The organism is Streptomyces sp. Root431, assembly GCF_001426585.1.
GTDB classification, from domain to species: Bacteria; Actinomycetota; Actinomycetes; order Streptomycetales; family Streptomycetaceae; genus Streptomyces; species Streptomyces stackebrandtii.
Window position 1 is genome coordinate 433,342 of sequence record NZ_LMEI01000006.1, and the last position, 14,394, is coordinate 447,735.

Genomic DNA, 14,394 nt, shown 5'->3' on the forward strand with positions numbered 1-14,394 from the left:
TGCGGCGGGGTCAGGCGGACTCGCGGACGACGAGCACCGGCTCGAACACCTTCGAGGCGGGTTCGGCCGGATTCCGGGCCGCGGCCCGGTCGGCCCGGCCACCGTCGAGCTCCTCGATCAGGAGCCCGGCCATGGCCGCCGCCATGCGCTCCACCGGCTGCCGCACGGTGGTCAGCGGTGGCCGGGCCGTCCGCGCGGCCACCGAGTCGTCGAAGCCCACCACGGCCACGGAGCCGGGGACGGCCACGCCCTGCTCGCCCAGGTACCGGCAGGCGCCCTGAGCCATCAGGTCGTTCGCGGCGAACACCGCGTCGATCTCCGGGTGGTCCTTCAGGAGCCGCGCCATGGCGAGGCTGCCGCTCTCCACCGTGAACCGTCCCCGTACCACCGGCACCGACGTCAGGCCGCGGGCCGCGAGCGCCTCCCGGAAGCCGTCGAGGCGTTCGCGCGCGGCGGGGGCGGTGACCGGTGCGGCGATGGTGGCGGGGCGCCGCCGGCCGGTGGCCCACAGGTGCTCGGCGGCCAGCCGGGCGCCCGCGGCGTTGTCGAGGTCGACGAAGCCGCACCGCAGGGAGTCGCGGGGGCGGCCGAAGAGCACCGTGGGGACGCCGGCCGCCACCAGCATCGCGGGAAGCGGGTCGTCCTCGTCGAGCGAGACCACCAGTGCGCCGTCGGCCCCGCCGCGCCGCAGGTACTCGACCAGTTGGGCTCTGGCCGGCTCCGACTCCGCGACCAGCATGACCGGTTGGATCGCGCGCTCGCGCAGTACGGGGAGGATGCCGTCCACCACCCGCCCGAAGAAGGGGTCGGAGAACACCCGGGCGGCGAAGGCCTTCCCCGTCGCGGAGAGCACCAGGGCGACGGTCCCGGTGCGGCGCGTCACCAGGGAGCGGGCGGCCTGGTTGGGCGTGTAGCCGGTGCGGGCGATCACGTCGCGTACGGACCGCTGGATGTCGGGAGCGACGTTGCGCACGCCGTTGACGACCCGGGACACCGTCGCCCGCGACACCCCCGCCTCCCGTGCGACGTCCTCCAGAGTCGGTCCCCGGTTCCCCGCCTGCGCACCCCGTCGATTCCCCACTTGTGCACCATATCGGGGCTCGGTGTCCGGTGGCGGGACGGCTTCGTCCGGACGGCGGCGAACCAGGTCGTCACTTAATGAAAGCCAAAAGAAAAGCCCTGTCGTACGCCTTGACCGTCAATGCGCGGGCCGGGCAAGGTTTCGGAGAGCGCTCTCCCATGTTTCCGCCATGTACACCGAGGAGCCCCCATGTCTTCCGTCGGGTCCCCGCCGGCCTTCCGGCGCCCCGCTTCAGCCGTCCGACGGGCCACCGTCGGCGCACTCGTCGCCTCGCTCGCCGGCGGCCTGCTCGCCGTCCTGCCCGCCGCGACCGCGCACGCCGCCCCCACCCTGCTCTCGCAGGGCAAGACGGCCACCGCCTCGTCCACGGAAGGGGCCGCCTACGCCGCCTCGGCCGCCGTCGACGGCAACCTGACCGGAACCCGCTGGGCCAGCCAGTGGTCCGACGCCCAGTGGGTCCAGGTGGACCTCGGCCAGAGCGCAACCCTCAGCCGCGCCCTCCTGACCTGGGAGGGGGCCTACGGCAAGAGCTACCAGATCCAGGCCTCCGAGAACGGCACGGACTGGCGGACCGTCACGACCGTCACGGGCGGCGACGGCGGCACCGACGACGTCACCCTCTCCGGCACCGGCCGCTACGTCCGCATGAACGGACTCACCCGCGGCACCGGATACGGCTACTCCCTCTGGGAGTTCCAGGTGTACGGCTCCACCGACGGCGGCGGCCCGACCCTCCCGGGCGGCGGCGACCTCGGTCCCAACGTGCACGTCCTCGACCCGTCCACCCCGAACATCCAGGCCAAGCTGGACCAGGTCTTCCAGGAGCAGGAGTCGGCCCAGTTCGGCGCCGGCCGCCACGCCTTCCTCCTCAAGCCCGGCACGTACAACGGCCTCAACGCGCAGCTGGGCTTCTACACCCAGATCGCCGGCCTCGGCCTGCGCCCCGGAGACACCACCATCAACGGCGACGTGACCGTCGACGCGGGCTGGTTCAACGGCAACGCCACCCAGAACTTCTGGCGCGGCGCCGAAGGCCTGACCCTCAACCCGGTCAACGGCACCAACCGCTGGGCCGTCTCCCAGGCCTCCTCCTTCCGCCGCATGCACGTCAAGGGCGGCCTCAACCTCGCCCCCACCGGCTACGGCTGGGCCAGCGGCGGCTACATCGCCGACTCCAAGGTCGACGGCCAGATCGGCAACTACTCGCAGCAGCAGTGGTACACCCGGGACAGCTCGATCGGCGGCTGGTCCAACAGCGTGTGGAACCAGGTCTTCTCCGGCGTCGAGGGCGCACCCGCCACCTCGTTCCCCGAGCCCCGCTACACCACGCTCGACACCACGCCGATCTCCCGCGAGAAGCCCTACCTCTACCTCGACGGCAGCGAGTACAAGGTCTTCGCGCCCGCCAAGCGGACCAACGCGCGCGGCACCAGCTGGGCCGCCGGCACCCCGCAGGGCGAGTCCGTCCCGCTGAGCCAGTTCTACGTGGTGAAGCCCGGCGCCACCGCCGCCACCATCAACCAGGCGCTCGCGCAGGGGCTGCACCTGCTCTTCACCCCCGGCGTCTACCACGTCGACCAGACGATCAACGTGAACCGGGCGAACACCATCGTCCTCGGCCTGGGCCTCGCCACGATCATCCCCGACAACGGCGTCACCGCGATGAAGGTCGCCGACGTCGACGGCGTCCGCCTCGCCGGCTTCCTCGTCGACGCCGGACCGGTCAACTCCCCGAGCCTGCTGGAGATCGGCCCGAACAACGCCTCCGCCGACCACGCCGGCAACCCCACCACCGTGCAGGACGTATACATCCGCGTCGGCGGAGCCGGCGCGGGCAAGGCGACCACCGGCATCATCGTCAACAACGACGACACGATCGTCGACCACACCTGGGTCTGGCGCGCCGACCACGGCGAGGGCGTCGGCTGGGAGACCAACCGGTCCGACTACGGCGTCCGCGTCAACGGCGACGACGTCCTCGCCACCGGCCTCTTCGTCGAGCACTTCAACAAGTACGACGTCGAGTGGTACGGCGAGCGCGGCCGCACCATCTTCTTCCAGAACGAGAAGGCCTACGACGCCCCCAACCAGGCCGCCATCCAGAACGGCACGACCAAGGGGTACGCCGCCTACCGCGTCGACGACTCCGTCAACACCCACGAGGGCTGGGGCCTGGGCAGCTACTGCTACTACAACGTGGACCCGACCATCCGCCAGGACCACGGCTTCAAGGCACCCGTCAAGCCCGGCGTGAAGTTCCACAGCCTCCTGACCGTCTCCCTCGGCGGCAACGGCCACTTCGACCACGTCATCAACGACATCGGCGCACCCACCCAGGGCACCGAGACCGTCCCCTCCACCGTCGTCAACTTCCCCTGACGGCCCCGTCGGGGCGCCCCGTACGGCGCGCCCCGACCCCCACACCCCTTCCGGGCGGCACCACCGTCCCCGCTGCGCCGCCCGGAAGGCGATCCCCTCACCGGGGGTGTCCCACCCCCACCGTTGTCCGTCCAGGAGCCTCCATGACCAGGATCACCGCCCCGACGCAACGACGGCGCGCCCGCGCCCGTACCACCGCATCCCTCGTCTCCCTCGGCGCGCTGCTCGCCACGTCCGCCACCGTGCTGACGGCCGCACCGGCCACCGCCGCGCCCACCCTGCTCTCCCAGGGGAAGACCGCCACCGCCTCCTCCAGCGAGGGCGCCGCCTACTCCGCGTCCGCCGCCGTCGACGGCGACCTGACCGGAACCCGCTGGGCCAGCCAGTGGACCGACGGCCAGTGGCTCCAGGTCGACCTGGGCGCCGTCGCCGACATCAGCCGTGTCGTACTGAACTGGGAGGGCGCCTACGGCAAGGCGTACGACATCCAGCTCTCCGACAACGGCACGGACTGGCGCACCGTCTCGTCCGTGACCGCCGGCGACGGAGGCACCGACGACCTCACCGTCAGCGGCACCGGCCGCTACGTCCGCCTCCAGGGCGTGACCCGGGGCACCGGATACGGCTACTCCCTCTGGGAGTTCCAGGTCTACGGCTCCACCTCGGCGCCCCCCGGCCCCGGCGGGGCCGTCCGCGTCACCGGCACCCAGGGCAACTGGCAGCTGACCGTCGGCGGACAGCCCTACACCGTCAAGGGCGTCACCTGGGGCCCCGCCATCGCCGACGCCGGCCGGTACATGCCCGACGTCAAGTCCATGGGCGTGAACACCATCCGCACCTGGGGCACCGACGGCGGCACCAAGCCGCTGCTCGACACCGCGGCCGCCCAGGGCATCCGCGTGATCAACGGCTTCTGGCTCCAGCCCGGCGGCGGCCCCGGCTCCGGCGGCTGCGTCAACTACGTGACGGACACCGCCTACAAGAACACCATGCTCACCGAGTTCGCCAAGTGGGTCGACACCTACAAGTCCCACCCGGCCACGCTCATGTGGAACGTCGGCAACGAGTCCGTCCTCGGCCTGCAGAACTGCTACAGCGGCACCGAACTCGAAGCCCAGCGCAACGCCTACACGACCTTCGTCAACGACGTCGCCAAGAAGATCCACACCATCGACCCCGACCACCCGGTGACCTCCACGGACGCCTGGACCGGAGCCTGGCCCTACTACAAGCGCAACGCACCCGACCTCGACCTCTACTCGATGAACTCCTACGGAGACATCTGCGGAGTGCGCGAGGACTGGCAGGAGGGCGGCTACACCAAGCCGTACATCATCACGGAGACCGGACCGGCCGGCGAATGGGAGATGCCCAAGGACGCCAACGGCGTGCCCGACGAGCCCACCGACGTCCAGAAGGCCGAGGGCTACACCAAGGCCTGGAACTGCGTCGTCGGACACCAGGGCGTCGGCCTCGGCGCGACCGTCTTCCACTACGGCACCGAGCACGACTTCGGCGGCGTCTGGTTCAACCTGCTCCCCGCCGGCCTCAAGCGCCTGTCCTACTACGCCGTCAAGAAGGCCTACGCGGGCAGCATCGCCGGCGACAACACCCCGCCCGTCATCAGCGGCATGACGGTCGACCAGGCCGGATCCGCCCCGGCCGGCGGCGAGTTCACCGTCCGCGCCGACGTCCGCGACCCCGACGGCGACCCCGTCACCACCAGGATCCTCCTGAGCGGAAACTACGCCAACGGCGACAAGCGACTCGTCGAGGCGCGGTCCCGCTCCCTGGGCAACGGCTCCTACGCCGTGACCGCGCCGGAGAAGCTCGGCGTGTGGAAGGTGTACGTGCAGGCCGAGGACGGCCGCGGCAACGCCGGCATCGAGACCAGGTCCGTGAAGGTCGTCGCCCCGCCCGTCACCGGCACCAACATCGCCCTCGACAGGCCCACCACCGCCTCCTCCTTCCAGGCCTCCTACGGCGACTGCCCCTGCCCGCCCGCCAACGCCACGGACGGCAAGCAGGGAACCCGCTGGGCCAGCGACTGGAGCGACCCGCAGTGGATCCAGGTCGACCTGGGCTCCGTCCGCGCCTTCCGCCGCCTCCAGCTCGTCTGGGACCCGGCCTACGCCCGCGCCTACGAGGTCCGCGTCTCCGACGACGGAACGTCCTGGAAGACCCTCCACACCACCACCGACGGCAACGGCGACGTCGACACCGTCGAGGCCGGCGCCACCGCCCGGTACGTCAGGCTCCAGCTCACCGCGCGCGGCACCGGCTGGGGCTACTCCCTCCACGAGTTCGGCGTCTACAGCTGACGCCCTGAGGAGAACGAGGAGAACGAGGAGAAGATGATGAGAATCCGCGGCCGGACCCTGTCCGCCTTACTGCTCGCCACCGCCCTGGGCGTCTCCGCCCTGGCCGTCGACACCTACAGCGCCGTCACCGCCCGCGGCGAGAGCGGGACGTCCGCCTCCGCCCACGGCGGACACGCGGTGGGCACCGCCCCCGTCGCGCACGTGATGGGCGCCTCCGCCCTCCCGTCGGCCGACGACGCCGACGGAGACGGCTACATCCCCGCGAACCCGCAGGTCACGGGGGTCACCCCGTCCACCGCGACACCGCCGCCGGCCTACCACCGCGAGTTCCAGGCCAACTGCTACGTCACCCACACCGCACCGGACGACCCGATCGTCTATCCCGGCCAGCCGGGCGCGTCCCACGACCACACGTTCATGGGGAACACCTCGACCGACGCCCGGTCCACCACCGCCTCCCTGACGGGCGGACCCACCACGTGCAACGCGCCGGCCGACTCCTCGGCGTACTGGATGCCCTCCCTGTTCAAGGGTGACCAGAAGATCCTGCCCGAGGGCCCCCAGGTCATCTACTACAAGTCGGGCGTCACCGACTACAGGAGCGTCCGTCCCTTCCCCAAGGGACTGCGGTACGTCGTCGGCAGCCCGATGCAGAGCGCCGAGGAGTTCCGCGCCCACAAGGGCTTCGTCGAGGGCTGGGAATGCGGCGAGAGCTTCTTCAACGTCGACTTCCCGACGAGCTGTCCGAGCCGGCCCGACGTGAAGCTCAACATCCGCTTCCAGGCGCCCAGTTGCTGGAACGGTCTGTACCTCGACACCCCTGACCACAAGAGCCACATGGCCTACCCGGTGGTCAAGCCCGGCACCAACGACAACATGTGCCCGGCCTCCCACCCGGTCGCCCTGCCGATGATCGAGTTCAAGATGGCGTTCCCGGTCAACGGCGACATGAGCCAGGTCCGCCTGTCCAGTGGCCGCGGCTACTCCTTCCACTACGACTTCTTCAACGCGTGGGAGGAGCGCACCCTCAAGGCCCTGGTCGACCACTGCATCGTGGGCGGCCTCCAGTGCGACACGCGCGGCTACGACCAGAACCACCCCGAACGCGGCGCGGTCCTTAACGCCGACCACCGGCTGCCCTGACCCGTCACCCCCGCACGGCCCGGACGCCCGCGACGGCGTCCGGGCCGTCCTCACGCCCGCGACGGCTTCGGAGCCGACCTCACGCCCGCGCCCCACCGTCCGCCGACCTCTCTCACCCCGGCCTCAGGAGCAGCCCATGACCTCCACCGTCCCGTCCGTCACCGCCCAGCACGACAAGCTCATCGACACGCTGCCCCCGCACTTCCGCTTCGGCGCCGCCACCTCCGCCTTCCAGATCGAGGGCGCCGCCGACGAGGACGGCCGAACCCCGTCCATCTGGGACACCTTCTGCCGCGTCCCCGGGGCCGTCGACAACGGCGACACCGGGGACATGGCGTGCGACCACTACCACCGCATGCCCGAGGACGTCGCCCTGATCGCCTCGCTCGGCCTCGACACGTACCGCTTCTCCGTCTCCTGGCCCCGCGTCCAGCCCGGCGGCCGCGGCCCGGCCAACCCCGCCGGCATCGGCTTCTACGACCGGCTGGTCGACGAGCTCCTCGGCGCCGGGATCACCCCCTGGCTGACCCTCTACCACTGGGACCTGCCCCAGGAGCTCCAGGACGCCGGCGGCTGGCCGGCCCGCGATACCGCGTACCGCTTCGCCGACTACGCGGAACTCGTCCACGACCGCCTCGGCGACCGCGTCACCCACTGGACCACCCTCAACGAGCCCTTCTGCTCGGCCGTCCTCGGCCACGTCGAGGGCATCCACGCGCCGGGCGGCCGCTCCCTCGCCGACGGGGTGCGGGCCGTCCACCACCTGCACCTGGCGCACGGCCTCGCGGTCCAACGCCTCCGCGCCGCCGCCCGCCGTCCGCTCGACCTCGCCGTCACCCACCTCCTGGGCACCAGCCGGCCGGCCACCGACAGCGCCCCCGACCGCGAGGCCGCCCGCCGGGCCGACGCCATCGGATTCCGCTTCTACCTCGACCCGATCCTGCGCGGCCGCTACCCGCAGGACCTGATCGACGACCTCGCCGCCCACGGCATCGAGATCCCCGTCCAGGACGGCGACCTGCCGATCATCGCCGGCCCCATCGACACGCTCGGCGTCAACTACTACCGCTCCATGCGGACATCAGGAGCCGACGAGCACGGCGCCACCACCGACCCGCGGGGCCTCCCCGTCACCCGCAACCTCCCGCACGGCGGCCTCCCGGTCACCGGCCTCGGCTGGGAGGTCATGCCCCACGACCTCACCGAACTGCTCCTCCGGATCTCCCGCGACTACCCCGGCACGCCGATGGTCGTCACCGAGAACGGCGCCGCGTACGAGGACGAACCCGACGCCCACGGCTACGTCGACGACTCCGAGCGCACCGCCTACCTCTCCGCCCACCTGGCCGCGGTCGCCCGGGCCCGCGGCCAAGGAGCCGACGTCCGCGGCTACTTCGCCTGGTCGCTTCTCGACAACTTCGAATGGGCCTACGGCTACGACAAGCGCTTCGGCCTCGTCCGCGTCGACTACCCGACCCAGACCCGCACGCCCAAGCGCAGCGCCCTGTGGCTCCGCGACACGGCCCGGAGGGTCCGCGGCGCGGAGTGACGGGCCTCCCGGCACACGCGCGACGGCCCCGGGCGAGGGAATCTCGCCGGGGCCGCCGTCGGTCCTCGTCGGCTAGCCGACGAACTGGTTCTCGCGCATCGAAGGCTCCGAGGGGACCACGGGCTGCCGCGACAGCCTCTCGCCCTCGACGTCGATGTTCGGAAGGAGCCGGTCGAGCCACTTCGGGAGCCACCAGGCGGACTTGCCGAGCAGGGCGAAGAGCGCGGGCACGAGCGCCATCCGGACCACGAAGGCGTCGAAGAGGACGGCGGCCGCGAGACCGAAGCCGATCATCTTGACGAAGTCGTTGTCCTCCACGATGAAGCCGGAGAAGACGCTGGTCATGATGATCGCCGCCGCGCTGACGACCCGGCCGCCGTACCGGAACCCGGTCACGACCGCCTCGGCGGGACGGGCGCCGTGGACGTACGCCTCACGCATCCGTGACACCAGGAAGACCTCGTAGTCCATCGCGAGACCGAAGACAACGCCGATCATGAAGATCGGCAGGGTGCTCATGACCGGACCCGGCTGGTCCACGCCGAAGAGGTCGGCGAGCCAGCCCCACTGGAAGACGGCCACGACTGCCCCGAGCGCCGCGGATACCGACAGGAGGAAGCCGAGCGCCGCCTTGAGGGGGACGAGCACGGAGCGGAAGACCAGCATGAGCAGGAGGAAGGCGAGACCGACGACCAGCGCGAGATAGGGGAGCAGGGCGTCGTCCAGCGTCTGCGAGAAGTCGATGAACATCGCGGTCTGTCCGGCGACCAGGATCTCCGAGGCGCCCGACCGGGACTCCAGACCGTCCGTCATGCCGCGCAGCGAGCGCACCAGGTCCTCGGTCCGGCTGTCGGTGGGGCCGGTGGCGGGGACGACGGTGACGAGGGCGGTGTCGCCCGACGCGTTGACGGTGGCGGGGGACACGGCGTCGACACCGCGGACCGTCTCCAGGGCCGTGCGGACCTGCTCCGCGGCCGTCTTCGCGTCCTTGGCCTCGACGGTGACCGTCAGCGGCCCGTTGAACCCGGGACCGAACGCGTCGGACAGCATGTCGTACGCCTTGCGCTGCGTGGTCTGCGGGGCCATCGAACCCTCGCCCGGCAGGCCCAGTTCGAGGCTCGCGGCGGGTACGGCGACGGCGCCCAGGCTCATGACGCCGAGGAGCAGTACGGCGACGGGGTGCCGCAGCACGAACGCGGCCCAGCGGGCACCGAGGTTGGGCTTGTCGCGGGCCGCGAGCCGGGCGGCCTTGCGCTGCTGACGCTTCGACAGCGGCTTGCCGGTGTGCTGCTTGCGGTCCCTGCGGGCCAGCACCCTGACGGGGGCGAAGCCGAGGAGGGCGGGCACGAGGGTGATCGCGACGAGTACGGCGATGGCGACTGTGCCGGCCGCGGTGAGGCCCATCTTGGTGAGCATCGGGACGTTCACTACGGCGAGCCCCGCGAGGGCGATGATCACGGTGAGTCCGGCGAAGACGACCGCCGAACCGGCGGTGCCCACGGCACGGGAGGCGGCCTCCGCGCGCTCACGCCCCTCGGTGATCTCCGAGCGGTAGCGGGAGACGATGAACAGGGCGTAGTCGATCCCGACGGCGAGGCCGATCATCATCGCGAGCATCGAGGTCGTCGACGACAGGCCGAGGGTGCTGCCCAGTGCGGCGATGCCGCTGACGCCGATGCCGACGCCGATGACGGCCGTCAGCAGGGGCATTCCGGCGGCGACGAGGGAGCCGAAGGTGAGGAGCAGGACGACGGCGGAGACGAGGATGCCGATCTTCTCGCCCGTACCGCTCATGGCCTGCTCGATCTTGACGGCGTCGCCGCCCGCCTCGACGGCGAGGCCCGCGTCCCGGGCGTCCTCCAGGGCGTCGGCGAGACCGTCGTGCGCCGCGTCGGTGAGCTCGGTCGCCCGTGTCCTGTACGTGACGTAGGCGTACGCGGTCGTCGCGTCACCGCTGACCGCTTGCGCGGCGAACGGATCGGCCACACGCGCCACTTGGGGTGCGCGGGAGAGATCCTTCACGAGCTGCTCGACCTGCGCCTTGCGGGCGGGGGAGGTGATCTTCTCGGCGCCGGGGGCGCGGATGACGACACGGGCGGCGGCGCCGTCCGCGCGGGCGTCCGGGAACTTCTCCTGGAGGAGGTCGAACGCCTTCTGGGACTCCGTTCCGGGCATCGAGAAGGTGTCCGCGGGCGGGGCGGCGGCGGTGGAGGCCGCGACGCCCACGCCGACGAGGGCGAGGAGCCACAGGAGGACGACCAGGCCCCGCCGTCGGAAGGCGAAGCGGCCCAGCTTGGAGAGGAAGGTGGCCACGGGAGGAATCCTGTCGGTGAGTCGAGCGGTCGATGGGGGCCCGGGCCGCCGGCGAGGGCATGTCGAAGGCGCCGAAGGCGGCGGACCGGGGCAGTGCGGTGGATGGGGGTTACGAGGCGGGGGAGGAGCCGCGCCGCGTGAGGGCGATGGCCGAGGCCGGGCAGACGCCGGCGGCGACGCGGACGGCGGCGAGCTGTTCCTGCGCCGGCCGGGCGTCCAGGAGGACTACCAGGCCCTCGTCCTCGTCCTGGTCGAAGACCAGAGGGGCGGTCAGGGCGCACATTCCGGCGCCGAGGCAGCGGTCGCGATCGATGTGGACGTCGATGTCCCTGTCCCTGCCCATGTCCATGTCCCTGTCCGGGTCCATGTCCCCGTCCGGGTCCGTGTCCACGGGATCAGCTCTCGTCCCAGGTCACCGGCAGCCGGTGCACGCCGTACATGCTCATGTCCGTCCGCAGGGGCACCTCGTCGGCCGGCACGTCGAGCCGCAGCGTGGGGAACCGCCGCAGCAGCGCCGGCAGCGCCACCGTCAGCTCGACGCGGGCCAGTTGCTGCCCCAGGCACTGGTGGATGCCGTGCCCGAAGCCCAGATGGCCGGTGGCCTTGCGGTGGAGGTCGAGCACGTCCGGGTCGGGGAACCGCTCCGCGTCCCGGTTGGCGGCCTCGAACGACAGGGTGACGCTCTCGCCCGCCTTGATGAGCCTGCCCTCCAGCTCCACGTCCTCCAGCGCGGACTTCACGCTGGTGTGGGCGATGGTGAGGTAGCGCATGAGCTCTTCGACGGCCTGAGGGGCGAGGTCCGGGTCCGTCCGCAGGGCGTCGGCCTGGGCGGGATCGGTGAGGAGCGCGAACGTCCCGTGGGCGATCATGTTGGCGGTGGTGTCGAGCCCCGCGGCGAGCAGGAAGCCCCCGACGCCGACCAGTTCCTCGTCGGAGAGGTCCGAGTCCCGGGCCAGATCGCCGAGCAGGTCGTCGCCGGGTGCGGCGCGCTGGGCGGCGACCAGCTCGGCCATGTACTCCTGGAGTCCGACGTACGCGGCGTAACGGTCCTCGGGTGACACGTCCATGGACATGATCGTGTCGGCGTGGCCCTGGAAGCGGTCGCGGTCGGCGTAGGGAACGCCGAGCAGCTCGCAGATCATCAGCGCGGGCAGGGGGCGGGCGAACGCCTCGACCAGATCGGCGCCGGGACCGCCGCGCTCCATCGCGTCCAGGTGCTCGTCGGTGATCTCCGCGACCCGGTCGGAGAGCAGTCGCATCCGGCGGACGGTGAACTTGCCCGTCAGGATGCGCCGTAAGCGGGTGTGCTCCGGGGCGTCCATCCCGGTCATGTCGCCGACCGGGGCGGGCGGCAGCGGGCCCTCGGGTCCCCCGGGGAAGGGGTAGTGCATCAGCTCGTACCGCGAGCTGAAACGGCTGTCCCCCATGATCGCGCGGACCGTCGACCAGCCCGTGGCCAGCCAGCCGACGTGCCCGTCGGGGTACGCCATGCGGGCGAGCGGGCTCTCCTCGCGCAGCTCCGCGAGGCCGGCGGGCGGGTCGAAGGGACAACCGGCGGCGCGCTGCGTGGGGAGCGTGACGGGCTCGGAGATCCGGGCGGTTAAGGGGCGGTGCGACGGTTCGTTCTGCATCGTGTCCTCCGTGGTCCGTGGTCCGTGGGTGGGTGAGTGGCGTGCGGTGGCGGGGAGGCGGCCCTCAGAGCTTGGCCGTGCGGCCGAAGGCGGAGCGTGCCCAGAGGTAGCCGACGAGCGAGAGGCCGACGCACCAGGCGAGCGCGAGGTATCCGCTGTTGCCGATCTCGGTGCCCATGAGCAGGCCGCGCAGGGTCTCGATGACCGGGGTGAAGGGCTGGTACTCGGCGAACCAGCGCAGGCCGGTCGGCATCGAGTCGGTCGGCACGATGGCGCTGCCGAGGAAGGGCAGGAAGGTCAGCGGCAGGGGCGCGTTGCTCGCCGACTCGGGGGTCTTGGCGACCAGGCCCATACCGGCGGACAGCCAGGTCAGTGCCGTCGTGAGCAGGGTGAGGAGGCCGATCGCGGCGATCCACTCGACGGCCGAGGCGTTGGGGCGGAAGCCGATGGCGAGGGCGATGCCGATGACCAGGGCGATGGCGATCACGGTCTGGATGACGCTGCCCACGACGTGCCCGGTGAGGAAAGCGGCGCGCGAGATCGACATCGTACGGAAGCGGTTGACGATGCCTTCGGTCATGTCGACGCAGACGCCGACCGCCGTCGCCACCGCCCCGGCCGTCGCGGCCATCAGGATGATGCCGGGAGCGACGTAGTCGATGTAGGCCCCGCCGCCGGTGGGCGCGCCGGCGATGCCGCTGCCGAGGGCGCCGCCGAACGCGTAGTTGAACAGCAGCAGCATCATCACGGGCATGATGACGACGGACAGGGTCATCGAGGGGTAGCGCAGCGCGTGCTTGAGGTTGCGCCGCAGCATGGTCAGCGAGTCGCTGACGGCGTACGAGAGGGAGCTCATCGGGTCATCTCCGTCGTGGTGTCGGGGGTGCCGTGACCGGTCAGGGTGAGGAAGACGTCGTCGAGGTCCGGCGTGTGCACGGTCAGCGACTCGGCCCGGACGCCTGCCGCGTCGAGGACGTCGAGCACGGCCCGCAGGGCGGGGATCCCGCCGTCGCTGGGGACGCGCAGCGTGAGCTCTTCGGGGTCACGGGCCGCCGCGCCGAAGTGGCGGGCGGCGGCGTCGAGTTCGGCGGGCGAGGCGAAGACGAGGCGGATGTGCCCGCCGGGGATGAGGCGCTTGAGCTCGTCGGAGGTGCCCTCGGCGACGAGCCGGCCCCGGTCGAGGACGGCGATGCGGTCGGCGAGCTGGTCGGCCTCCTCCAGGTACTGCGTGGTGAGGAAGATCGTCACTCCGTTGTCGGCGACCAGCTCGCGGATGATCTCCCACATGGTGCGGCGGCTGCGGGGGTCGAGCCCGGTGGTCGGTTCGTCGAGGAAGATGACCTTCGGGTCGCCGACCAGGGTCATCGCGAGGTCGAGCTTGCGGCGCATGCCGCCGGAGAGGGTGCTCACCGGTTTGCGGGCCGCCTCGGCCAGATCGAAGCGGCGCAGGAGCTCGGCGGCGCGCCGCCGTCCCTCGGGGCGGGGCAGGTGCCGGAGGTCGGCCATGAGGAACAGGTTCTCCTCGGCGGTGAGGAGGTTGTCGACGGCGGCGAACTGGCCGGTCACGCCGATGGCGGCGCGGACGCCCTCGGGCCGCTGGGCGAGGTCGTGGCCGGCGACCTGACCGCTGCCGCCGTCGGCGTCGATGAGCGTGGAGAGGATCTGCACGGTGGTGGTCTTGCCGGCGCCGTTGGGGCCGAGCAGGGCGAAGATCGTGCCCTCGGGGATGGTCAGGTCGATGCCGTCGAGGACGATCTTGTCGCCGTAGGACTTGCGCAGCCCGAGGGCGGAGATCGCCGGGGCGGCGGCCGTGGTGAGGGATGTCGTGGTCATGGAGGCCCCTTGTGAGCAGTGAGGTGTGACATGTCACCTGTGACATTGCGTCTTGGGTTACGGATCGCCGCCGCGAGGGTGGCGACGGCCGTCCGGGTCGTCCGGGGTGGGGGAGGGGGTGGGTCGTGGAGGCCCGGGGAGGCC

The 14,394-nt window shown here is 71.7% G+C and carries 10 protein-coding genes; 4 read left to right on the top strand and 6 right to left on the bottom strand.

The features are described 5' to 3' along the window. Positions 1-10 precede the first annotated feature (10 nt). Positions 11-1,081 (bottom strand): LacI family DNA-binding transcriptional regulator, encoded by a 1,071-nt coding sequence (locus tag ASC82_RS06410; RefSeq protein ID WP_056642781.1) that lies wholly within the window; start codon positions 1,079-1,081, stop codon positions 11-13. 189 nt (positions 1,082-1,270) lie between these two features. On the opposite strand from ASC82_RS06410, the gene ASC82_RS06415 reads away from it, so the two are divergent. The 4 genes from ASC82_RS06415 (at position 1,271) to ASC82_RS06430 (ending at position 8,473) form a co-directional block, all read left to right on the top strand. Further along, complete coding sequence (locus ASC82_RS06415) at positions 1,271-3,460, top strand: discoidin domain-containing protein (RefSeq protein WP_056642784.1); 2,190 nt, start codon at positions 1,271-1,273, stop codon at positions 3,458-3,460. Positions 3,461-3,603: 143 nt separating this feature from the next. Continuing rightward, a complete protein-coding gene (locus ASC82_RS06420) occupies positions 3,604-5,781 on the top strand; it encodes a discoidin domain-containing protein (protein ID WP_056642787.1) in 2,178 nt (725 codons plus the stop codon). Positions 5,782-5,817: 36 nt separating this feature from the next. After that, the gene (locus tag ASC82_RS06425) at positions 5,818-6,924 is read left to right on the top strand and encodes a DUF1996 domain-containing protein (RefSeq protein WP_079039090.1); all 1,107 of its coding nucleotides are present in this window, start codon (positions 5,818-5,820) and stop codon (positions 6,922-6,924) included. A gap of 136 nt (positions 6,925-7,060) precedes the next feature. Further along, a complete protein-coding gene (locus ASC82_RS06430) occupies positions 7,061-8,473 on the top strand; it encodes a GH1 family beta-glucosidase (RefSeq protein WP_056642794.1) in 1,413 nt (470 codons plus the stop codon). Between the two features lie 72 nt (positions 8,474-8,545). On the opposite strand, the gene ASC82_RS06435 is transcribed toward ASC82_RS06430, so the two are convergent. From ASC82_RS06435 to ASC82_RS06455, 5 genes are all read right to left on the bottom strand, one after another. Next, a complete protein-coding gene (locus tag ASC82_RS06435) occupies positions 8,546-10,786 on the bottom strand; it encodes an MMPL family transporter (protein ID WP_056642799.1) in 2,241 nt (746 codons plus the stop codon). Positions 10,787-10,895: 109 nt separating this feature from the next. Continuing rightward, complete coding sequence (locus tag ASC82_RS06440; RefSeq protein WP_347336070.1) at positions 10,896-11,177, bottom strand: ferredoxin; 282 nt, start codon at positions 11,175-11,177, stop codon at positions 10,896-10,898. Between the two features lie 4 nt (positions 11,178-11,181). Then, positions 11,182-12,417, bottom strand: a complete 1,236-nt coding sequence (locus ASC82_RS06445; RefSeq protein WP_056642802.1) for a cytochrome P450 — start codon at positions 12,415-12,417, stop codon at positions 11,182-11,184. Between the two features lie 64 nt (positions 12,418-12,481). Then, positions 12,482-13,273, bottom strand: a complete 792-nt coding sequence (locus ASC82_RS06450) for an ABC transporter permease (RefSeq protein ID WP_056642806.1) — start codon at positions 13,271-13,273, stop codon at positions 12,482-12,484. Further along, positions 13,270-14,250: an ATP-binding cassette domain-containing protein gene (locus ASC82_RS06455; RefSeq protein WP_056642810.1), complete on the bottom strand. Its 981-nt coding sequence runs from the start codon at positions 14,248-14,250 to the stop codon at positions 13,270-13,272. The genes ASC82_RS06450 and ASC82_RS06455 overlap by 4 nt, the downstream gene beginning before the upstream one ends. Positions 14,251-14,394 lie beyond the last annotated feature (144 nt).

Bases quoted from the DNA above. Each gene is read 5' to 3' on its own strand.
- ASC82_RS06450 (WP_056642806.1), bottom strand. From the start codon at position 13,273: ATGAGCTCCCTCTCGTACGCCGTCAGCGACTCGCTGACCATGCTGCGG.
- ASC82_RS06430 (WP_056642794.1), top strand. From the start codon at position 7,061: ATGACCTCCACCGTCCCGTCCGTCACCGCCCAGCACGACAAGCTCATC.
- ASC82_RS06455 (WP_056642810.1), bottom strand. From the start codon at position 14,250: ATGACCACGACATCCCTCACCACGGCCGCCGCCCCGGCGATCTCCGCC.
- ASC82_RS06420 (WP_056642787.1), top strand. From the start codon at position 3,604: ATGACCAGGATCACCGCCCCGACGCAACGACGGCGCGCCCGCGCCCGT.
- ASC82_RS06425 (WP_079039090.1), top strand. From the start codon at position 5,818: ATGAGAATCCGCGGCCGGACCCTGTCCGCCTTACTGCTCGCCACCGCC.
- ASC82_RS06445 (WP_056642802.1), bottom strand. From the start codon at position 12,417: ATGCAGAACGAACCGTCGCACCGCCCCTTAACCGCCCGGATCTCCGAG.
- ASC82_RS06415 (WP_056642784.1), top strand. From the start codon at position 1,271: ATGTCTTCCGTCGGGTCCCCGCCGGCCTTCCGGCGCCCCGCTTCAGCC.